Source organism: Nocardioides sp. JQ2195 (genome assembly GCF_012272695.1).
GTDB lineage: Bacteria > Actinomycetota > Actinomycetes > Propionibacteriales > Nocardioidaceae > Nocardioides.
On the sequence record NZ_CP050902.1, the window covers coordinates 618,474 to 638,668 of the forward strand.

Genomic DNA, 20,195 nt, shown 5'->3' on the forward strand with positions numbered 1-20,195 from the left:
GGGTCGACCGGCGAACGTCCGGCGGCGCCCCACGTGCGTTCACTGGACGAGTCCGGAGGTGAACGCGGCGGTGAGGAGCGCCGCACCCACGATTGCGGTGTAGGTGCCGGCCAGCAGCAGGAGTCGCGGCGCCCCGGTCCTCAGGGCGATCTTGAGCGGGAAGCTGTTGGAGCCGTCCTTGTTGTCGTCGACCAGGCCGGGCAGTGAGGCCAACACGTGGGCGCCGATGCCCAGCAGTGCCGAGCAGACGGTGATCGCGATGGTCGGGGGACCGCCAGCGCCGTCGCCGCCCCAGCCGCCGTACGACAGGAACACGGGGAACAGGCCGAAGGTGACCATCCAGGGAAGGTAGGAGAACTGGCTGCGACGCAGGAGGCCGGCGTTGGTGAGGAGGCCGACGAGGACGATGCCGAGCCAGACCAGCCCGGAGGCCAGGCCGTGGGAGATCGACAGCGGCACGAGTGCCAGGATCGCGACCGCGATGAAGAACGTCACCGTGCCCTTGTCGAGATAGCCCGCGGCGATCGGCTTGTTCTCGCGGGCGTGGGCCTTGTCGCGTTCGGCGTCGACCACGTCGTTGTGCCACCCCAGCACGACCTGGCCCACCAGCACCGTGACCAGCACCAGCGCGGACTCACGGGTGCTGCGGCCGGCCAGCAGCGCAGCCACGGTCAGGCCGACCGTGATGAGCACGGCTTGCCGGGCGTGGCTTGCGCGGAACAACGCCACCGGCAGGCTCCGCCCGAGCTCGAAGACCGCTCCGGGCGTGCCGTCGGCGCGCAACGCACGGGCGCGGCGTGGAGGCTGGTAGCTCTTGGCAGGCATGGGGAGAGTATTGACCAGCGGAGCGTGCAATGCGGACATTCACAGGCTTTTCCCGCCCTCCGCACGGGCACTCCCGGCCCCCTCCGCAGGGCCGCCCATCACAGGGGTGTCGGTTCTGTCAAGCCCGGAATGGGCGCCTGACCTGCGCAAACGAGAAATGGGAAGTCTAGAACTCGTGTTAGACTGGTCACCTAGGAAGGGGTACTTGGCACATGACATTCACCGTCGGCGAAACGGTTGTTTACCCGAATCACGGAGCCGCTGTCATCGAGGACATCGAGACGCGCACCATCAAGGGGGAAGACAGGGAATACCTGGTTCTCCGCATCGTCGCTCAGCAGGACCTCGTGGTCCGGGTTCCTGCGTGCAATCTCGACCTGGTCGGGGTTCGCGACGTCGTGGACAAGGAGGGACTCGACCGCGTGTTCGACGTCCTCCGTGCCGCGCACGTCGAGGAGCCGACCAACTGGTCCCGCCGCTACAAGGCGAACCTCGAGAAGCTGCACTCGGGCGACGTGATGAAGGTGGCCGAGGTCGTCCGCGACCTGTGGCGCCGTGAGCGTGACCGCGGCCTGTCGGCCGGAGAGAAGCGGATGCTGGCCAAGGCGCGCCAGATCCTCGTCTCCGAGCTGGCCCTGGCAGAACACACCAACGAGGACAAGGCAGAGGCTCTCCTGGACGAAGTCCTGGCCTCCTGAGCAACGCCTTTCCACAGCACCAACGTGATGAGCAGAACCCCCGGGAGACCGGGGGTTCTGCTCATTTCCGACTGGTCCGCAGCCTTCCCCGTGAACCGCTCCCGCGAACCGTGACGGTGAGCCGCTCCTGTGAGGTGGTGAGAGCACGTTGACACGTGCGTGAAACAAGAGGGACAGTCCCCGAAACGTCGACTGCCTAGGTTCCTCGGCACCCGAACCACGAGGAGTCGACGTGACCACCACCTCCGCGCCCGATCCCGGCGTACCCACCGAAGCCATGAAGGGCGGCACCTGGATCGAGGACTGGCGCCCCGAGGACCCGGCCTTCTGGGGTGCCGGGGGCGCCACGGTGGCCCGGCGCAACCTGCTCTGGTCGATCTTCTCCGAGCACCTCGGCTTCTCGGTATGGCTGCTGTGGAGCGTCACGGCGGCGATGCTGGTGCAGGTCGGCTTCGCGTTCACCACCTCCCAGCTCTTCGTGCTGGTCGCGGTGCCGAACCTGGTGGGCGCCCTGGTCCGGCTCCCCTACACCTTCGCCGTGCCGAGGTTCGGTGGCCGCAACTGGACCGTCGTCAGTGCCTCCCTGCTGCTGGTGCCCACGCTGCTGTTCGCGCACTTCGTGCAGCGACCGGGCACGCCGTACTGGGTGTTCGTGCTGGTCGCGGCGACCGCCGGGCTGGGTGGCGGCAACTTCGCCTCGTCCATGTCGAACATCAACTTCTTCTACCCGACAGCACGCAAGGGAGCGGCGCTCGGGCTGAACGCAGCCGGGGGGAACCTCGGGGTCGCAGTCATCCAGCTCTTCCTCCCGGTCGTCGTCGGCGGCGCCGGCCTCTTTGGGCTGGTCCGTGCCGCCGAGGGCGGACCGGCCCTGCAACGAGCCGGACACCTGTACGCCGCCCTGGCGCTCGTCGGCGCCCTGTGCGCGTGGCTGTTCATGAACAACCTGACGATGGCTCGTTCCCGTCCCCAGCTCGGTGTGCTGCGGCACCGGCACACCTGGGTGGTGTCGTTCCTCTACATCGGGACCTTCGGTTCGTTCATCGGCTACTCGGCGGCCCTGCCGCTGCTGATCAAGCTCAACTTCTGGGTGCCCACCACCGACGGCTCCGGCGCCGGCATCGACTTCGCCCACTACGCGTTCCTCGGTGCCCTGGTCGGCTCGGTCGCCCGTCCGTACGGCGGGTGGCTGGCCGACAAGTACGGCGGGGCACGCGTCACCGCGGCCTCCTTCGTGGCGATGATCGCGGCAACCCTTGCGGTGCTGTGGTCGCTGTCCCAGCTGACCCCCAACCCTGTGGCGTCGGCGGCCATCGCCCGGGAGAACCAGGAGTGGTTCCCCTGGTTCCTCCCCTTCTTCCTGCTCGTCTTCGTGGCGACCGGCATCGGCAACGGGTCGACCTACCGGATGATCCCGTTGATCTGGCGCAGGCGAGCCGTCGACCGCACCGCCTCGGGCACTCCGGAGCGGGAGTCGGCGTTGGCGGGGGCCACCCGGGAGTCCTCGGCGGTGATCGGGATCGCCGGCGCGGTCGGAGCGATCGGTGGCTTCCTGGTCCCGATGACGTTCGGTGCGCCCTGGGTGGCGGACCCGGCTGCGGCGGTGCGTGGCGCCTTCGTGGCGTTCGCGTCGTTCTACGGCCTCTGCCTGGCGGTGACCTGGTTCTGCTTCCTGCGCCGGGGGTTCCTGGTCGACCGGGTGCCGAGCCTGGCGGGCGCGGGCATCTGATGGGCACCGAGACCCACTGCCCCTACTGCTCGCTGCAGTGCGGGATGCGGCTCGTCGCGCCAGCGGGGGCGAGTGCCTCACCGCTGCCTGCCCGCACTGCGGTGGAGGTCCGGGAGTGGCCGGAGTTCCCCGTCAACCGGGGCGCCCTGTGTCGCAAGGGCTGGACCGCGACCGGGTTGCACCGACACCGCGAGCGGCTCACCCAGCCGTTGGTGCGCTCGCTCGTCACCGGGGAGCTGGAGCCGACCTCGTGGGAGTCGGCCCTCGACCTCGTCGCGGCTCGACTGGTGGCCCTGCGCGGGGAGCACGGGCCGGACAGCATCGGGGTCTTCGGCGGTGGCGGCCTGACCAACGAGAAGGCCTACCAGCTGGGCAAGTTCGCCCGGGTGGCGATCGGCACCAGCCAGATCGACTACAACGGCCGGTGGTGCATGTCCTCGGCCGCCTCGGCCGGCACCCGCGCCCTCGGCCTGGATCGCGGCCTGCCGTTTCCCCTGGTGGACATCGAGCACACCGACGTCGTCGTCCTCGTCGGCTCCAACCTGGCCGAGACGATGCCACCCGCTGCCCGCCACGTGGCCGCGCTGCGCGCCCGGGGTGGGCAGGTCGTGGTGATCGACCCGCGTCGTACGGCGACCGCGGAGCAGGCCGATGTCTTCGTGCAACCGGTGCCGGGCACCGACCTGGCACTGGCCCAGGCCGTGCTGCACCAGGTCATCGCGGACGGCAACGTCGACGACGCCTACGTCGCGTCGCGCACCTCCGGCTTCGCGGCGGTGCAGGACTCGGTGTCGTCGTGGTGGCCCGAGCGAGCCGAGCGGGTGACGGGGGTCCCGGCCCCCGAGATCCGCGCCCTCGCCGCGTTGCTGGGGGCGGCAGAGCGGGTGATGGTGCTGACCGCCCGCGGGGCCGAACAGCACGCTTCGGGCTCAGACATCGTGCTCGGGTGGATCAACGTCGCGCTGGCCCTGGGCATGTGCGGTCGTGAGTACGCCGGGTACGGCTGCCTCACCGGGCAGGGCAACGGCCAGGGTGGGCGTGAGCACGGGCAGAAGTCCGACCAGCTGCCCGGCTACCGGATGATCGACGATCCCGCGGCCCGCGAGCACGTCGCCGGGGTGTGGGGTGTGACGCCACGATCCCTGCCGGGCAGGGGGAAGTCGGCCTATGAGCTGCTCTCCTCCCTCGGTGAGCCCGAGGGCGTGAGGGCGCTGCTGGTCTTCGGTTCGAACATCGTCGTGTCGGCGCCGAACGCCTCCTTCGTCTCCTCACGACTCGATGCGCTGTCGCTGCTGGTGGTCGCCGACATCGTCATGTCCGAGACCGCCGCGCGTGCCGACGTCGTGCTCCCGATCACGCAGTGGGCCGAGGAGACCGGCACCATGACGAACCTCGAGGGCCGCGTGATCCTGCGCCAGCAGGCGATCACGCCACCCAGGGGCGTGCTGAGTGATCTCGCGATCCTGCGCGGGCTCGCGTCCAGGCTGGCCTCACCGATCGCCTTCAGCGAGGACCCGGAGGAGATCTTCGCCGAGCTGGCTCGGGCCTCCGCAGGGGGGAGGGCTGACTACGCCGGCATCAGCCACGACCGGGTCCGCAAGGAGCAGGGTGTGTTCTGGCCGTGTCCCGACCGCGCCCATCCGGGCACGCCGCGGATGTTCCTCTCGTCGTTCGCGCATGCGGACGGCCGGGCCAGGTTCCACGTCGTCGAGCACCGCGGTGCCGTGGAGCAACCCGATGCCGAGCACCCGCTGCACCTGACCACGGGCCGGGTGCTCGCGCAGTACCAGTCCGGTGCCCAGACCCGACGGGTCCGCGACCTGCCCGACGACGGGCCCTTCGTCGAGATCCACCCGATGCTGGCCCGGCGCCTGGGCGTCGACGACGGCGAGGAGGTGCGCCTCACCACGCGCCGGGGCACGATGACTGCTCCGGCGCGGGTGGTCGACACCATCCGACCCGACACCGTCTTCGTGCCGTTCCACTGGGTCGGCGCCAACCTGCTCACCAACGACGCCCTCGACCCGGTCTCGCGGATGCCGGAGTTCAAGGCCTGTGCGGTCGCCGTGGCCCCGGTGCGGTCCGACCGGTGGCACGCGCGGGAGCCGGCAGGAGAGCTGGGATGAGGCGCGAGCGGCTGGTCGTGGTCGGCAACGGCATGGCGGCCACGCGGCTGGTCGAGACGCTCGTCGCGCGCCGGTACGACGGCCGGATCACCGTGATCGGCGAAGAGCCCGTGCCGGCCTACAACCGGATCCTGCTGTCGGCCGTGCTCGAGGGCACCCACCGCGCCGCGGCACTGACCATGCGCGACCCGGAGTGGCTCGCCTCGGTCGGCGTCGACCTGCGGCTGGGGAGCCGGGTGCTGGAGCTCTCCCGCACGGCGTCCCACGTGGTGCTGGTCGACGGCACCACGGTTCCCTACGACCGCCTGGTGCTGGCGACCGGCGCGATCGCCACGCTGCCGCCGATCCGGGGGCTGGTGCAGGTCGACGGCCAGCTGCACCCCAAGGTGCACGCGTTCCGCAGCCTGGCCGACTGCGAGGGGCTGCTCGACGCGCTGGTGCCCGATGCCGGCCAACGGGCCGTGGTGGTGGGCGGCGGACTGCTCGGCGTGCAGGTCGCCCGGGCGTTGGGCGTCCGCGGCGTGACCACCGAGATCGTGGAGGGGAGCGAGCACCTGCTCTCCACCCAGCTCGACGAGCGCGGTGGCTCGATCCTCGAGCGGGGGTTGAAGAAGCTGGGCAGCGACGTCTACACCGGTGCGCGCGCCGTCCGCCTCGTGGACGAGGGCCTCCGGCTCGACAACGGCTGCACGTTGCAGACCGATCTGGTCATCCTGGCCGCGGGCGGCCGGCCCTCGACCGCGCTGGCCCGGCAGGCCGGGCTGTTCGTCCGCCGTGGTGTCGTCGTCGACGGCCACCTCACATCGATCACCGACCCGCGGGTGCACGCGATCGGCGACTGTGCGGAGTTCGCCGGACGGGTCACCGGCTTCGTCTCACCCGCCTGGGAGCAGGCGGTCGTGCTGGCCGAGCACCTGTGCGGGGGCGAGGCGTCCTACTCCGGCTCCCGCTCGGTGGCCCGGCTCCGGGCCAGCGACCTCGAGGTCGCCGTGCTCGGTGAGCCGGAGCGCAGTGACGGCGAGGTGGTCGAGGTGACCAACCCGATCGCCGGAACGCATCGCAAGCTGGTCGTCCGGGGCGGGGTCATCGTCGCGGCCGCTCTGGTCGGAGACCTGGCCCGGGTCGGGCTGATCACCCAGCTCTACGACCAGCGCACGGTCCTCGGCGCCCACGAGCCGGGGGAGCTGCTGATGGCCGAGCGTCCCACGCCGGCCGAGTCGGCCGAGCTGCCCGATGACGCCGAGGTGTGCGCCTGCGCCGGGGTCAGCGCGGCCCGGATCCGTGCCTGTCGCACGGTCGACGAGGTGTGCGGGGCGACCCGCGCCACCACGGGTTGCGGTGGTTGCACCTCGGTCGTCGAGCAGCTCCTCGCCGGCGGCGGCCCGGTGAGCAAGGGTTTTCACGACGGAAACAAAGCGGGTCCCTCCCGTCAACATGGGCCGCCTAGCTTCCTGTCACAGGTTGTCAGGAAGGAATCCTCATGAGCACACGCAAGTCACTGGTCGTCATCGGGAACGGCATGGTCGGGCACCGGTTCGTGCAGGCCGCCATCGAGCGGGGCCTGACAGAACGCTTCGACATCACCGTGGTCGGCGAGGAGCCCCGAGCCGCCTACGACCGGGTGGCGCTCACCTCGTTCTTCGACGTCGGGGCGGAGCGCCTGTCCCTGCTGCCGACCGGCGCGTACGACGACCCGCGGGTCAGCCTGGTCCTGGACACGCCGGTGACCGCGATCGACCGGGAAGCGAGGACCGTCAGCCTCGGCAACGGAGAGGTGATCGCCTATGACGTCGCCGTCCTGGCCACCGGTGCCGCACCGTTCGTGCCACCGGTCCCCGGAAAGGACCTGGCCAACGTCTTCGTCTACCGCACCATCGAGGACCTCGAGGCGATCCGCGAGGCATCGAGGACGGCCAACGCGGGCGTCGTCATCGGCGGTGGCCTGCTCGGCCTCGAGGCCGCGAATGCCCTGCACCAGCTGGGGATTGAGACCCACGTGGTCGAGATGGCCCCGCGCCTGATGGCGGTCCAGGTCGACGACGCCGGGGGTGCGACCCTCAAGCGCCACATCGAGTCACTGGGGCTCTCCGTCCACACCGGGGTGGTCACCGAGAGGATCGTCGGCGACACCACGGCTGACGACGGGGGCCGAGTCAGCGGGCTGAGGTTCAAGGACGACGAGGACACGCTGCCCGTCGAGATCGTGGTCTTCTCGGCCGGCATCCGGCCCCGCGACCAGCTGGCCCGTGACTGCGGACTCGACGTCGCCGAGCGGGGCGGCATCCTGGTGGACCCGTCGATGCGCACCAGCGACCCGGCGGTCCTCGCGATCGGCGAGTGCGCGGCACCCGGTGGCCGCATGTACGGCTTGGTCGCACCGGGCTACCAGATGGCCGAGGTCGCCGTGGACGCACTGGTCAACGAGGCCAGCACCGCGGCCTTCGAGGGTGCCGACATGTCCACCAAGCTCAAGCTCCTCGGTGTGGACGTGGCCAGCTTCGGCGACGCGTTCGCGACCACGGAGGGTGCCCTGGAGCTGGTGTTCGCGGACGCGGTCGCCGGCGTCTACAAGAAGCTCGTGGTCTCCGCGGAAGGGGATCGGCTGCTCGGCGGGATCTTGGTCGGTGACGCGTCGGCGTACGGCGTGCTGCGACCGATGGTCTCCAGCGGGATGGCGCTGCCCGACAACCCGGAGGAGCTGATCCTGCCGGCTGCGCGTGGCGGCCAGCCGGTGCAGCCCGGCATGCCGGACGACGCCATCGTCTGCTCCTGCAACAACATCTCCAAGGGCTCCATCTGCGACACCATCGACCAGGAGGGCTGTGCCGACCTGCCGTGCGTGAAGGCGTGCACGAGGGCCGGCACGGTCTGCGGGTCCTGCGTGCCGATCGTGAAGAACCTGCTCGGCGAACGGCTCGAGGCTGCCGGAACGTCGGTCAGCAGGGGCATCTGCGAGCACTTCGACCTGACCCGTCAGGAGCTGTTCGACGTCATCGCCGTGCACGGCTTCCAGCGCTTCGACGACATCGTCACCGCCCACGGGCGGGGCCGCGGCTGCGACGTCTGCAAGCCTGCCGTGGCGAGCATCCTGGCCAGTCAGTTCAACGGTCACGTGCTCGACCGGACCACCGCGAGCCTTCAGGACACCAACGACGCCTACCTGGCCAACATCCAGCGCAACGGCACCTACTCGGTGGTGCCGCGGATCCCCGGTGGTGAGATCACCGCCGACAAGCTGATCGTGATCGGTGAGGTGGCTCGCGACTTCGGCCTCTACACCAAGATCACCGGTGGACAGCGGATCGACCTGTTCGGTGCCCGGGTCGAGGAGCTGCCGCAGATCTGGAAGCGCCTCGTCGACGCCGGCTTCGAGTCGGGGCACGCCTACGGCAAGTCGCTGCGCACGGTGAAGTCCTGCGTCGGCTCCACGTGGTGCCGGTTCGGCGTGCAGGACTCGGTGCAGATGGCGATCGACCTCGAGCTGCGCTACCGCGGCCTGCGCAGCCCCCACAAGCTGAAGGGCGGCGTCAGCGGCTGCGCCCGGGAGTGCGCGGAGGCGCGCGGCAAGGACTTCGGGGTGATCGCCACCGAGAAGGGCTGGAACCTCTACGTGTGCGGCAACGGTGGCGCCGTCCCGGCCCACGCCCAGCTGCTGGCCAGTGACCTGACGGGCGAGGAGCTGGTGCGCTACCTGGATCGCTTCCTCATGTACTACATCCGCACCGCGGACCGTCTGCAACGCACGTCGACGTGGCTCGGGTCGATCGATGGCGGGCTCGACCGGATCCGTGAGATCGTGGTCGACGACACGCTCGGCCTGGGTGCCGAGCTGGAGGCAGAGATGGCACGACACGTCGACTCCTACTTCGACGAGTGGAAGGCAACCATCGAGGACCACGACAAGCTGTCCCGCTTCGTCTCCTTCGTCAACGCCCCCGGTGTGCCTGATCCCAACATCAGCTTCGACACCAGCAGGGGCCAGATCAGGCCCGCCGCCAACGACCAGCCGGTCTCGCTCGGCGCCACGATCCCGGTCGGTGCGCCCAGCGGCGCCGAGGTGGGCGCACGATGAACGACGCAGGGTGGGAGTCGATCTGCCCCTTCGAGGTCCTCGAGGTGGAGCGTGGCGCCACCGTCCTCGCCCACGGCCGGGCGGTGGCGATCTTCCGGACCCACGACGACCGCTTGTTCGCCCTCGGGAACCACGACCCGTTCTCGGGCGCCAGCGTGTTGGCCCGCGGCATCGTGGGCACCCGTGGTGACATCCCCTTCGTGGCCTCCCCGATGCACAAGCACGCCTTCGACCTGCGCTCCGGTCAGTGCCTCGACGACGAGTCCGTCCACGTGGCGTCGTACGACGTCCGGGTGGTCGAGGGCGTCGTCGAGGTCGGCCCGCGCCGGGAGCTCGCATGACCACGCACAAGCCGCTGGCCGGATTCCGGGTCGGAGTGACCGCGGCCCGCAAGGCGGCGGAGCAGTGCGCCTTGCTGCAACGGCGCGGAGCCGAGGTGGAGTGGACACCGGTGCTCTCGGTGGAGCCGCACCGGATCGACGAGGTCGGGCTGAGGGCGGCCACCGAGCAGGTGCTGCTCGAGCCGGTCGACCTCTTCGTCGCCACCACCGGAGTCGGCATCACCTCGTGGTTCTCGGCGGCGGAGGAGTGGGGGCTCGGCGAAGCGCTGCGGGCGGCCCTCGACCGCTCGGAGATCCTGGCCCGGGGACCGAAGTCCGTCGGTGCCCTGCGCCGGGCCGGCCTGCGGGAGCTCTGGGCACCGGAGTCGGAGTGCTTCGAGGACGTGCTCTCGCACCTGCGCGGGCGTGACCTGACGGGCAAGCGCATCGTCGTCCAGGAGCACGGGCAGTCCCTGTCCAACGCGGCGCACGCGTTGCGTCGGCAGGGTGCGTCCGTCGAGGTGGTCACCGTCTACAGGGTCGAGGGCGTCGAGGACCCGACCGCCACGTTCCGGATGGTCGACCTGGTCGCCGAACGCAAGCTCGACGCGGTCACGTTCACCTCGGCCCCGGCGGTGGCCGCCCTGATGGACCTCGCCGCGGCCGTCGGCCGCCGTGACGAGGTGGTGGCCGCCTTCCGGGCGGACGTGGTCGCGGCCTGTGTCGGCCCGGTCACCTCCGCTGCGTTCGAGATGTGGGGCGTCCCGACGATCCACCCGGAGCGCTCCCGCACCGCGGCGATGGTCAAGCTGCTCGAGACCGAGCTGCCCTCGCGCCGATCCGGTGTCGCGTTCGACGTCGCCGGTCGCCTCCTGCTGCTGCACGGCGAGCAGGTGCTGCTGGACGGCCTGCCCGTGCACCTCTCACCGTCGCCGCGGGCGGTCCTGCACGCGCTCGCGGTCAATCCCGGACATGTCGTCTCCCGGCGCGATCTCCTGGCCTGCCTGCCGACCGGCACTGCCTCGTCCGAGCACGCCGTCGAGATGGCGGTGGCCCGACTGCGGTCCGCCCTCGGCACCGGCGTCGTCCAGACGGTGGTCAAGCGCGGCTACCGGTTGGCGACCTCCTGACCGGCGGGACCGGACCTCCGGCCGCGGCACGACCTGTCAGACGATGAGTGCGGTGGCGATGGCGGCCACGCCCTCGCCACGACCGGTCAGGCCGAGGCCGTCCGTGGTGGTGGCCGACACCGAGACCGGGGCACCGACCACCTCCGAGAGGACCCGCTCGGCCTCGGTCCGGCGAGAGCCGAGACGTGGTCGGTTGCCGATCACCTGGATCGCCACGTTGCCGATCGTGAAGCCGGCCGCGCCCACACGGCGTACGGTCTCGGCGAGCAGGGCGGTCCCGGCGGCGCCGGCCCACTCCGGCTCGGACGTGCCGAAGTTGGTGCCGAGGTCACCCAGGCCGGCCGCGGAGAGCAGGGCGTCACAGGCCGCGTGGGCGGCGACGTCGGCGTCGGAGTGACCCTCCAGCCCGGCTTCCTCGTCGGGCCAGGACAGCCCGGCCAACATCATCGGGCGTCCGACCGCGAAGCGATGGACGTCCGTGCCGATTCCGGTGCGGGGGGTCGTGTTCACAGGTCGATCATGCCTGAGACGATGGTGGGGTGACGACCCCACGAGGAGCCTGGTCGGCCGCCGGAGCCGTGGCAGGTGTGGCTGGCCTGGCGGTGAGCCACGCTGCCACGATGGTGCTGACGCTGCGCTCCTCCCCGCTGGTCGCGGTCGCCGAGATGGTGATCCAGCACGTCCCCGGGGTGGTCGCGGAGCGCGCGATCCAGGTCCTGGGCAGCAAGGACAAGCCCGTCCTGGTGGTCGTCATCTTCCTGCTGACGATGTTGTTCGCGATGTGGGCCGGACGGCTGGCGGAGCGGTCGTGGTGGAAGCCGGTCCTGGTCTGGGTCGGCCTGGCAGGGATCGGCCTGCTGGCGGTCCTGACCCGCTTCGACGCGTCGTCGCTCGACTTCCTGCCGGTGGCTGCCGGACTGGTCACGTGGATCGTCGTCCTCTCGTTCATCACCGAGCCGCTGCACGACGTCGACGCCGAGGAGTCCACTCCTGCCCAGGGGAAGTCGCGCCGCAGCTTCCTGATCCGGACCGCGCTGCTCGGCTTCGCCGGCGCCGGCGTGGCGGTCTTCGGGCAGAACTTCGGGGCCCGTCGCCGGCACGTCGAGGAGACCCGGCGCCTGCTGAACCTCCCCGTCACGGATCGTCCGGCCCCCGGCGGCGCCAACGTGGGGGTCGAGGGCATGCCGCCGTGGCGCACCCCGATCGGCAAGTTCTACAAGGTGCACACCGCGGTCGTGGTGCCGACCGTCGAGCCGCAGGACTGGTCGCTGCGGATCCACGGCATGGTCGACCGCGAGATCACCCTGAGCTATCAGGAGCTGGTCGACCGGCCCATCGTGCAACGCTGGATGACGCTGAACTGCGTCTCCAACCCGGTCGGCGGTCCGCTCATCGGCAACGCCTGGTGGAGTGGCGTGCCCCTCGCGCAGATCCTGGCCGAGGCCGGCGTCTCCGACCGGGCCGACGCGGTCCTGCAGACCTCCCACGACGGCTGGACCTGCGGCACCCCCCTGGAGGCGCTGACCGACCCGGATCGCCAGGCCATGCTGGCCATCGCGATGAACGGCGAACCCCTGCCGATCGACCACGGCTTCCCGGTGCGGACCCTCGTTCCCGGCCTCTACGGCTATGTCTCGGCGTGCAAGTGGGTCGTCGACATGAAGGTCACCACGTTCGACCAGGTCGATGCCTACTGGACCAAGAAGGGCTGGTCCGAGCACGGCCCGGTCAAGATCGCCTCCCGCATTGACATGCCGCAGAACGGCGACGAGGTCGAGAAGGGTGTGGTCGTGGTGGGTGGCCACGCCTGGAAGCAGCACACCGGGATAGCCGGGGTGGAGATCGCCGTCGACGGTGGCGCCTGGCGCAGCGTGGAGCTCGGTCATGTCCCGAACGTCGACACGTGGGTGCAGTGGCGGACCGAGGTGGAGCTCGAGGAGGGCGACCACACGGTGCGGGTCCGGGCGATCGGCGCCGCGGGTGAGGTACAGACCGGTGTGGAGCGTGATGTGCTCCCGGACGGTGCAACTGGATGGCACGAGATACAGGTGAGTGCGACATGAGGTTCTCTTCGGACGGTGTGGCCCTGGTGGTCGGCGGCAGCGGGGGTCTCGGCGCGGCCAGCGCACGACTGCTCGCCTCACGGGGCAGCAACGTGGCGGTGACCTTCCACGCCAACGAGGCGGCCGGCTCGGCCATTGCCACGACCTGTCGTGAATGGGGCGTGCGCAGCTCGGCCCACCGGCTCGACGTGGGCTCGTCGGCGTCCTGTGCGGAGCTGGTCACGGCAGTGGCAGCGGAGTTCGGTGGGATCCACACGCTGGTCCATGCGGCCGGACCGCACGTGCCCATGGTGCACCTCTCGCGCGTCTCGCCCGACGACATGGCCAGCCAGCTGGCCGCGGACCCGGCCGGCTTCTTCAACGTCGTGCACCCGGCACTGCCGTTCCTGCGCGAGTCGCAGGGCTCCGTCGTCGCGATCACCACGGCGGCGACCTCGCGATTCCCCGTGCGCGACGGGCTCTCGGCCGGCCCCAAGGGCGCGGTCGAGTCACTCGTGCGTGGCCTGGCCGCCGAGGAGGGACGCTACGGCGTACGCGTCAACGCGGTGGGCCCCGGCATGCTCACCGACGGCATGGCGGCCCGCCTCATCGACTCCGGCGACCTCTCGCCCGAGGCGCTCGACGTCACCCGCGCCAACATCCCCCTGCGCCGCTTCGGCAATGCCCACGACATCGCCGAGGCCGTCTGCTTCCTCGCCTCCGACGCGGCCGACTTCATCTCCGGTCAGAAGCTCGACGTCGACGGCGGCTACTCCGCTGGCTAGTCAGCGACGATCGGCCTGGGAGGACCGAAACGCCAAGGACCATCGAATCGTCAGGCGGGTGGGCTGGCGCCTAGGATTGGGCGAGTGAACCTCCGCTTCTATGACACCGCGACCCGCGAAGTCCGTGACTTCGTCCCCCTCGAGGAGGGGAAGGTCGGGATCTACCTGTGTGGGTTGACCGTCCAGTCCGAGCCGCACGTCGGGCACATCCGCTCGGGCGTCAACTTCGACGTGCTGCAGCGGTGGCTGCGGGCGCGAGGCCATGACGTCACGTTCATCCGCAACACCACCGACATCGATGACAAGATCCTCGCCAAGTCGGCCGAGCAGGGTCGCCCCTGGTACAACCTCGCCTATGAGATGTCCGGCGAGCTCACCCGCGCGTACGCCGCCCTGAACGTCGCCCGTCCGACCTACGAGCCGGCAGCGACCGGTCACATCCCCGAGATGGTCGAGATGATCTCGTCGCTGATCGAGCGCGGGCACGCCTACGCCGCAGGGGACGACTCCGGCGACGTCTACTTCGACGTCCGCTCCTGGCCGTCGTACGGCGAGCTGTCCGGGCAGAAGGTCGACGACATGGAGGCGAGTGCTGATGTCGACCCGCACCAGGTCTCGAGAAAGCGGGACCCCCGCGACTTCGCGCTGTGGAAGGGCAAGAAGGCCAGCGAGCCCGACACGGCCAGCTGGCCGTCCCCGTGGGGCCGAGGGCGCCCCGGCTGGCACATCGAGTGCTCGGCGATGGCCGGGAAGTACCTCGGCCCGGCCTTCGACATCCACGGCGGTGGCCTCGACCTGCGCTTCCCGCACCACGAGAACGAGCAGGCCCAGTCCCGGGCTGCCGGCCACCCGTTCGCGTCCTACTGGCTGCACAACGCCTGGATCACCACCTCCGGCGAGAAGATGAGCAAGTCGCTCGGCAACTCGCTGCTGGTGCCGAACGTGCTCGAGCGGGTGCGGGCCGTCGAGCTCCGCTTCTACATGGTCTCCGCGCACTACCGCTCCCACGTCGAGTTCTCCTTCGAGGCGCTCGACGAGGCGGCCGCCGGGTTCCGCCGGATCGAGAACTTCCTCGACCGGGCGGCAGCCGAGCTGGGCGAGGTCCCCACCGGTGGGACCCTCTGCGCCGACTTCGTCACCGCGATGGACGACGACCTCGGCACTCCGGCAGCGGTTGCCGCCATCCACGACGCCGTGCGCGAGGGCAACAAGCTGCTCGGCGACGCGACCGACGCGCTCCGTGGCTGTGCCGCGTCGGTGCGCGCAATGCTCGACGTGCTCGGCCTGGACCCGGCCGACCCGGCGTACGCCACCGGTGGGAGCGACGAGGCCCGGCTGACGGAGGCCGTCGACGCCCTGGTCCGCGGGTTGCTCGAGCAGCGCAACCAGGCCCGTGTCGACAAGGACTACGCGAGCGCCGACGCGATCCGCGACCGCATCAAGGCGGCGGGCATCGACGTCGAGGACACACCCAGCGGCCCGAAGTGGTCACTGCGCGACCAGCAGGGGACTGACTGACCATGGCCGGAAACTCCAAGCGCAAGGGCGCCATCAAGAAGACCGGCAAGGGCAACCCCACCGCCGGCTCCGGGGGTCGCGTCAAGCGAGGGCTCGAGGGCAGGGGCCCGACGCCGAAGGCGAAGGACCGGCCCTACCACCAGGCCCACAAGCGCGTCGTCAAGGCGGAGAAGGCTGCGGCCAAGCGGCCGCGCAAGGTCACCAAGGGCACCGACGCCGAGTGGGTGGCCGGACGCAACTCGGTGGTCGAGGCGCTGCGGGCACGGATGCCGGTGAGTGCCGTGTACGTCGTCGAGGGCATCGAGCGCGACGGTCGCCTCAAGGAGACGTTCGAGCTGGCCGCCGACCAAGGGCTGTCCTTGCTGGAGATCTCCCGCAACGAGATGGACCGACTCACCGGGGGCGCCGTCCACCAGGGCCTCGCGGCTCGGGTGCCTGCCTACGAGTACGCCCACCCCGACGACCTGCTCGACGCAGCTGCCGCCAACGGTGAGAAGCCCCTGATCGTGGCGCTCGACTCGGTCACCGACCCCCGCAACCTCGGCGCTGTCGTGCGCTCGGCGTCGGGCTTCGGGGCCCACGGCGTGCTCATCCCGGAGCGTCGGGCGGCCGGCATGACGGCCAGTGCGTGGAAGACCTCCGCAGGTGCCGCGGCCCGGATCCCCGTCGCGCAGGCGGTCAACCTGGTGCGGCAGCTCAAGGCCTACCAGGCCGCCGGCTGCATGGTGGTCGGCCTGGCCGCCGACGGCGACGTCTCGTTGCCCGACTTCGACCTGGCCGACGGCCCGCTGGTGGTGGTCGTGGGCTCGGAGGGCAAGGGCCTGTCCCGCCTGGTCGCCGAGACCTGCGACCAGCTGCTCTCGATCCCGATGGCCAACAGCCTCGAGTCGCTCAACGCCGGCGTGGCCGCGTCCGTGTCGCTCTACGCGATTTCCCAGGCCCGCCGCTGACCCGGCGGTTGGCTAGGGTCGGAGCATGGCGGTGGGGAGACGAAAGGCGCTGCGTTGGGCCGGCATCGTGCTGGCCTGGCTGGTGCTCGCGCTGAGCGCTGGGTTCGCGATCTTCCTCAACTCGAGCACCACCGTCACCCTGGCCAGCCACGACGCCGAGATCAGCCCGACCCTGGGCACGTACGTCACGATCCGGACCGGCCCGTTCCTGCCCGACGTACGTCGTGACTACGGCGGCCCGATCGGCGTCGACATCAGGCTCGGCAAGACCGAGGCGGACTCCACCGAGCAGCTGGTCGAGCGCTACGCCTTCATCGCCAGCCGGCCCGAGTCACAGGTGGCCATCGTGCGCGACGCGGTGGTCGACCTGGCGTGGAACGCGCTCGCCCGGGGAGCGGTCTTCGCCTTCTTCCCGTTCCTGATGTGGGCCCTGGTCGGCCGGCAACGGCGCCGCGAGCTGCTCGGGGCCACCCCGGTCCGGCGCTCGGCCGTCGTCGTCGCCAGTGGTGCCGCGCTGGCGGCGGTCGTCGGCCTGGTCGTGATGCCCCGGGCCGACGACGAGCCGAAGGTCGTCGACAAGGACACCTGGCAGTCGCTCCAGACCTACCTGCCCGAGTTCCAGATCCCCGACGAGGCGAAGGGCATCGAGGTCCAGGGCACGCTGAGCGCGACAGGGACCAAGCGCCTGGTGATGAGCGCGGTCGACACCTATCAGAAGAGCCGCACGTTCTACGACGGGGCGGTCGAGAAGGTCGCCGACCTCGAGCTGCGCGAACCCCAGGAGGGCGAGACCGTCGCCCTGATCGTCTCGGACCGCCACGACAACATCGGGATGGACTCGGTGGCCCGCGCGATTGCCGACAAGGGCGGCGCCACGGCCGTGCTGGACGCCGGCGACGACACCTCCACGGGCCAGCAGTGGGAGGCGTTCTCCCTCGACTCGCTCGCCGACGCCTTCGAGGACTTCGACCGGTTCGCGGTGCAGGGCAACCACGACCACGGCTCCTTCGTCCAGGGCTACCTCGAGGACCGCGGTTGGCAGACCGCGAGCTCAACCGTGCTGGAGGGTCCCGGTGGTGGTCGCCTGATGGCGTTCAACGACCCGCGCTCGAGCGGCCTCGGCTCCTGGCGCGACACCCCCGGCCTGACCATCGACGAGCTCGCGATCGACATCGCCGACAAGGTCTGCGAGGCCGAGGAGCGGGTGAACACGCTGTTGGTGCACGACATCGACATGGGCACCCCGACCCTCGAGCGCGGCTGCGTCGACCTGGTCGTCTCCGGCCACGTGCACGTGCAGGTGGGACCCGATCGCGTCACGGGCAGCAACGGTGAGCTCGGCTACAACTACACCAACGGCACCACCGGTGGTGCGGCGTACGCCGTGGCCGTGGGCAGCAAGCTGCGACGCCCGGCGGAGGTGACCCTCGCGACCTATCGCGACGGCCGGCCGGTCGGTCTCCAGCCGGTGACGTTGCAGACCAACGGGGTGTTCCGGGTGCACGACTACATCCCGCTGACCTATGGCTCAAAAATGGTCTCGAACGTGAAAGGAACGCCCGCCGAGAAGCAGGTCCCAGGTCACGTCGTCGGTCGTCGGACCGGTCAGTAGCCCCGCCCGTCGCAGGTTCGCCGACGACTGCACCCCGGCGTACGCCAGCGCGATGCCGGCGGGCGTGTAGACACGGTCGCTCGCGGAGCCTGGCGTGCACGTCAGGCCACCGTCGGCGACCCGGAGGGCGTAGTCACCGTCGGTGCTGCCGAGCCGGTCACCACGTACGGCGAACGCGAGGTCGGCACGCACGGCCGGGCTGGTGCGGCGCAACGAGAACGCCTGCGGGACGTCGAGGATCCGCAGCATGTAGGGATGCGTGCCCACCTCGCGCCAGGCCACGGTCGGCAGCACGAGACGGATGCCGTCGTCACCGGAGGTGGTCACCCGGACCTGACCGGCGACCGATGCGAAGCTGCCGAGCACCCGCCACAGGGCACGTGCCGCCTCGGCGGTGTCGGGGACCAGGTCGTCGACCGTGATCGTCGAGGACTGATCGTAGCCGTTGCCGCGCTGCCAGAGGAGGAACCCGAGGACCCGGTCGTCCGCGTCCGCGTCCACGGCCACGGTGGCGCCGGTGGACGAGGTGAGGATCTCCTGGTGGTCGAAGAGCGGTCCTGTGCGGGTGAGCGGGCCGTTCTGATCGGCCGCCCACCGGGTGTAGCAGGCGACGATCGCCGGGATGTCGGCCTCGGTGGCACGCCGGGTCGTGACACCGGTGGCAGGGCGCACTGCGGTGAGATGGGCGGTGGGGACCTCGATGGTCCGGAGGGTGCCGACGAGCTCGTAGCCGAAGCCGCGGTAGATGCCCGGGGCGGTCGGGTACAGCGTGGAGATCGGGGCGTCGGACTCTGCCAGCAGCTCGTGGAAGAGAGGAGCGAGCAAGCCGCGGCCACGTTGCTCGGCCTCGACGGTCACGCCACAGACGCCGAGCGTCGGCACCTCCACTCCGTCGAACCAGGAGTGATAGCTGTTCCCGGCCAGGCGGGCCACCATCCGGTCGCCGTCGAAGGTGCCCCAGCAGGACTGTCCCTTCGCGGGCCACACGTCGGGCTGGCTCCGGGAGCGGTCGCCACCGAAGCCCTCGATGCCCAGGCGCAGGGCTTCGTGCCAGTCGTCGCGGGCCAGTCGTCGGTTGGTCGTGTGCACGGAGTCGAACCTATTGCCCGACGTCGACCGCGCGCCATCGAATTCGTGCGTCAGCCGTTGGGCAGCGGCGGACGCTGCGGCAGCTGCGTGGAGATGAAGTCCCGGGCAGTGTCGAAGATGTCGACCTCGTGGCCGGCGGCCTCGGAGAGGAACCAGCGGTGCTCGAGGATCTCGTGGAACAGCTCCGCCGGCTCCAGGCGTCCGCGCAGCTCGGTCGGCACCATCGACTTGATCGGTTCATAGACCTTCACCAACCACTTGTTCGCCACCAGCTCGGGGTCCTCGTCGCCCAGCCCGAAGTGGGCGGTGAAGGCGGCCAGGTCGTTGAGCAGCCGGCGGGCCTGGTTCTCCTCGACGTGCAGCCCGGTCAGGCCGGCCAGCTCCCGGGCGTGGTGGCCGAGCTCGACCACCTTGGGTTGCAGCCTGTAGCGGTCTCCGGTGGGGGTGCCGACCATCTCGATCTCGTCGACGTCGAAGCCGAGCTCGTTGAGCCGCTCGATGCGTTGCTCGACGTGCCACATCTCCTCGCGGTCGAACTCCTCGGCGCCGGTCAGCTCACCCCACAACGCGTCGTACCGCTCCTGGAGCAGGCCGATGACGTCGCCCGGGTCGACCGAGTCGACGAGGTCACCGCTTGCGGTGAGGTCGAGCAGCTCGGCGTACACGTTCTCGCAGCCCACGGTGACGTCGTGCTCGCGCATCGCGTCCGACAGGGTCGACTTGAGCTCGCCGGTCTCGGCGTCGACCAGGTAGGCGGCGAACTCACCGGCGTTGCGGCGGAAGAGGACGTTCGACAACGACACGTCGCCCCAGTAGAAGTTGGCCAGGTGCAACCGGACCAGCAGCACCACCATCGCATCGATGATCGCGGGGAGCTCCTTGGCGCCGAGCCCGTGGGAGAACAGCCAGCGGTAGGGGAGCGAGAAGCGGAGGTGGCGGGTGATCAGGACCGACGGGAGCGGGTTCCCGTCGTCGTCGGTGCGGCCGGTGACGACGCCGAGGGGCTCGACGCTGGGCAGGTTGTGCGAGCGCAGCTCGCGGAGCATCCGGTACTCGCGGTGGGCGAGCTCCTCCTCGGTCTCCTTGGCGACGTAGGTGCTGCCACCGGCCCCGGTGGTGATGATGCGTACGACGTGGCGCGACAGGCCCTGCGGCAGGGGGACGAGGTGCACGTCGTCCCAGTCGGCCAGGGGCTCGGACCACGGCAGGGGGAGCAGGGCCGGGTCAGGTCGGCTCGCCACGACGCGGAGGGGCATCTGCCCATGCTGGCACAAACCGGGCACTCCCGCCGTCCAGGTC

The 20,195-nt window shown here is 70.5% G+C and carries 16 protein-coding genes; 12 read left to right on the forward strand and 4 right to left on the reverse strand.

Translation table 11 applies throughout. The features are described 5' to 3' along the window. Positions 1 to 39: 39 nt before the first annotated feature. Positions 40 to 825 carry a UbiA family prenyltransferase gene (locus ncot_RS02925; protein ID WP_168616260.1) on the reverse strand — a complete coding sequence of 262 codons (786 nt, stop codon included), beginning with the start codon at positions 823 to 825 and terminating at the stop codon, positions 40 to 42. Positions 826 to 1,037: 212 nt separating this feature from the next. On the opposite strand from ncot_RS02925, the gene ncot_RS02930 reads away from it, so the two are divergent. The 7 genes from ncot_RS02930 to ncot_RS02960 all read left to right on the forward strand — a co-directional run bounded on the left by ncot_RS02930 (position 1,038) and on the right by ncot_RS02960 (position 10,900). Next, a complete protein-coding gene (locus ncot_RS02930; protein ID WP_057323182.1) occupies positions 1,038 to 1,523 on the forward strand; it encodes a CarD family transcriptional regulator in 486 nt (161 codons plus the stop codon). 232 nt (positions 1,524 to 1,755) lie between these two features. Further along, positions 1,756 to 3,252, forward strand: coding sequence for a nitrate/nitrite transporter (locus tag ncot_RS02935; RefSeq protein ID WP_240938036.1), 1,497 nt, complete (start codon positions 1,756 to 1,758; stop codon positions 3,250 to 3,252). Further along, a complete protein-coding gene (locus ncot_RS02940) occupies positions 3,252 to 5,378 on the forward strand; it encodes a molybdopterin oxidoreductase family protein (RefSeq protein ID WP_168616261.1) in 2,127 nt (708 codons plus the stop codon). The genes ncot_RS02935 and ncot_RS02940 overlap by 1 nt, the downstream gene beginning before the upstream one ends. Further along, the gene (locus ncot_RS02945) at positions 5,375 to 6,862 is read left to right on the forward strand and encodes an FAD-dependent oxidoreductase (protein ID WP_168616262.1); all 1,488 of its coding nucleotides are present in this window, start codon (positions 5,375 to 5,377) and stop codon (positions 6,860 to 6,862) included. Before ncot_RS02940 ends, ncot_RS02945 begins: the two co-directional genes overlap by 4 nt. Further along, entirely contained in the window at positions 6,859 to 9,450 is a 2,592-nt protein-coding gene (nirB, locus tag ncot_RS02950) for a nitrite reductase large subunit NirB (RefSeq protein ID WP_168616263.1), read from the forward strand. Before ncot_RS02945 ends, nirB begins: the two co-directional genes overlap by 4 nt. Beyond that, positions 9,447 to 9,791 (forward strand): nitrite reductase small subunit NirD, encoded by a 345-nt coding sequence (nirD, locus tag ncot_RS02955; protein ID WP_168616264.1) that lies wholly within the window; start codon positions 9,447 to 9,449, stop codon positions 9,789 to 9,791. The genes nirB and nirD overlap by 4 nt, the downstream gene beginning before the upstream one ends. Then, on the forward strand, positions 9,788 to 10,900 hold the full coding sequence (locus tag ncot_RS02960; protein WP_168616265.1) for a uroporphyrinogen-III synthase: 1,113 nt from the start codon (positions 9,788 to 9,790) through the stop codon (positions 10,898 to 10,900). The genes nirD and ncot_RS02960 overlap by 4 nt, the downstream gene beginning before the upstream one ends. A 36-nt stretch (positions 10,901 to 10,936) precedes the next feature. Here the strand turns inward: ncot_RS02960 and ispF are convergent, their stop codons facing one another. Continuing rightward, complete coding sequence (gene ispF, locus ncot_RS02965; protein WP_168616266.1) at positions 10,937 to 11,410, reverse strand: 2-C-methyl-D-erythritol 2,4-cyclodiphosphate synthase; 474 nt, start codon at positions 11,408 to 11,410, stop codon at positions 10,937 to 10,939. Positions 11,411 to 11,439: 29 nt separating this feature from the next. On the opposite strand from ispF, the gene ncot_RS02970 reads away from it, so the two are divergent. From ncot_RS02970 to ncot_RS02990, 5 genes are all read left to right on the forward strand, one after another. Beyond that, the gene (locus tag ncot_RS02970) at positions 11,440 to 12,963 is read left to right on the forward strand and encodes a molybdopterin-dependent oxidoreductase (RefSeq protein WP_168616267.1); all 1,524 of its coding nucleotides are present in this window, start codon (positions 11,440 to 11,442) and stop codon (positions 12,961 to 12,963) included. Continuing rightward, the gene (locus ncot_RS02975; RefSeq protein ID WP_168616268.1) at positions 12,960 to 13,727 is read left to right on the forward strand and encodes an SDR family oxidoreductase; all 768 of its coding nucleotides are present in this window, start codon (positions 12,960 to 12,962) and stop codon (positions 13,725 to 13,727) included. Before ncot_RS02970 ends, ncot_RS02975 begins: the two co-directional genes overlap by 4 nt. Before the next feature lie 84 nt (positions 13,728 to 13,811). Beyond that, the gene (cysS, locus tag ncot_RS02980; RefSeq protein WP_168616269.1) at positions 13,812 to 15,245 is read left to right on the forward strand and encodes a cysteine--tRNA ligase; all 1,434 of its coding nucleotides are present in this window, start codon (positions 13,812 to 13,814) and stop codon (positions 15,243 to 15,245) included. A gap of 2 nt (positions 15,246 to 15,247) precedes the next feature. Further along, positions 15,248 to 16,195, forward strand: a complete 948-nt coding sequence (gene rlmB, locus ncot_RS02985) for a 23S rRNA (guanosine(2251)-2'-O)-methyltransferase RlmB (RefSeq protein ID WP_168616270.1) — start codon at positions 15,248 to 15,250, stop codon at positions 16,193 to 16,195. 25 nt (positions 16,196 to 16,220) lie between these two features. Next, positions 16,221 to 17,807 carry a metallophosphoesterase gene (locus ncot_RS02990; RefSeq protein ID WP_206065116.1) on the forward strand — a complete coding sequence of 529 codons (1,587 nt, stop codon included), beginning with the start codon at positions 16,221 to 16,223 and terminating at the stop codon, positions 17,805 to 17,807. Here ncot_RS02990 and ncot_RS02995 read toward each other — a convergent pair. Together ncot_RS02995 and ncot_RS03000 are read right to left on the reverse strand one after the other, a co-directional pair. Beyond that, positions 17,724 to 18,896, reverse strand: coding sequence for a GNAT family N-acetyltransferase (locus ncot_RS02995; RefSeq protein ID WP_168616271.1), 1,173 nt, complete (start codon positions 18,894 to 18,896; stop codon positions 17,724 to 17,726). The genes ncot_RS02990 and ncot_RS02995 overlap by 84 nt on opposite strands. 50 nt (positions 18,897 to 18,946) lie before the next feature. Then, positions 18,947 to 20,152 carry a DUF4032 domain-containing protein gene (locus tag ncot_RS03000; RefSeq protein ID WP_168616272.1) on the reverse strand — a complete coding sequence of 402 codons (1,206 nt, stop codon included), beginning with the start codon at positions 20,150 to 20,152 and terminating at the stop codon, positions 18,947 to 18,949. Between the last annotated feature and the right edge of the window lie 43 nt (positions 20,153 to 20,195).

What these genes read in the sequence shown, in the direction of transcription:
- ncot_RS02925 (WP_168616260.1), bottom strand. Translation starts at nt 825, where the DNA reads ATGCCTGCCAAGAGCTACCAGCCTCCACGCCGCGCCCGTGCGTTGCGC.
- ncot_RS02930 (WP_057323182.1), top strand. Translation starts at nt 1,038, where the DNA reads ATGACATTCACCGTCGGCGAAACGGTTGTTTACCCGAATCACGGAGCC.
- ncot_RS02940 (WP_168616261.1), top strand. Translation starts at nt 3,252, where the DNA reads ATGGGCACCGAGACCCACTGCCCCTACTGCTCGCTGCAGTGCGGGATG.
- ncot_RS02945 (WP_168616262.1), top strand. Translation starts at nt 5,375, where the DNA reads ATGAGGCGCGAGCGGCTGGTCGTGGTCGGCAACGGCATGGCGGCCACG.
- nirB (WP_168616263.1), top strand. Translation starts at nt 6,859, where the DNA reads ATGAGCACACGCAAGTCACTGGTCGTCATCGGGAACGGCATGGTCGGG.
- nirD (WP_168616264.1), top strand. Translation starts at nt 9,447, where the DNA reads ATGAACGACGCAGGGTGGGAGTCGATCTGCCCCTTCGAGGTCCTCGAG.
- ncot_RS02960 (WP_168616265.1), top strand. Translation starts at nt 9,788, where the DNA reads ATGACCACGCACAAGCCGCTGGCCGGATTCCGGGTCGGAGTGACCGCG.
- ncot_RS02975 (WP_168616268.1), top strand. Translation starts at nt 12,960, where the DNA reads ATGAGGTTCTCTTCGGACGGTGTGGCCCTGGTGGTCGGCGGCAGCGGG.
- rlmB (WP_168616270.1), top strand. Translation starts at nt 15,248, where the DNA reads ATGGCCGGAAACTCCAAGCGCAAGGGCGCCATCAAGAAGACCGGCAAG.
- ncot_RS02990 (WP_206065116.1), top strand. Translation starts at nt 16,221, where the DNA reads ATGGCGGTGGGGAGACGAAAGGCGCTGCGTTGGGCCGGCATCGTGCTG.
- ncot_RS03000 (WP_168616272.1), bottom strand. Translation starts at nt 20,152, where the DNA reads ATGCCCCTCCGCGTCGTGGCGAGCCGACCTGACCCGGCCCTGCTCCCC.